The organism is Gordonia sputi NBRC 100414 (assembly GCF_000248055.1).
Lineage (GTDB): Bacteria > Actinomycetota > Actinomycetes > Mycobacteriales > Mycobacteriaceae > Gordonia > Gordonia sputi.
The window spans coordinates 1-218 of record NZ_BAFC01000036.1 but is presented as its reverse complement, the minus strand read 5'-3'; the positions used below and the strand labels follow the sequence as shown (position 1 = coordinate 218).

Genomic DNA, 218 nt, shown 5'->3' with positions numbered 1-218 from the left:
GAGCAACGTATTCGCGAACTCGACTCCCTGCGGTGGGTCTTCTGTTCGGGCGAGGCGTTGCCGCCTGCCACCGTTGCCGCAGCCCATCGATTGTTGCCGGACGTGTCGATCCACAATCTCTTCGGGCCGACAGAGGCGGCCGTCGAAGTCGGCTACGCCGATGTCACCACACGAGATCGCTTGATTCCCATCGGGATTCCGGTGGCCAACACGTCGAT

At 62.4% G+C, this 218-nt stretch carries 1 protein-coding gene; it reads left to right on the top strand.

Features of this window, described 5'->3' with window-relative positions; translation table 11 throughout:
- Positions 1–218: AMP-binding protein (locus GOSPT_RS05265; protein WP_005203774.1), on the top strand; the 218-nt coding region annotated here is incomplete at both ends.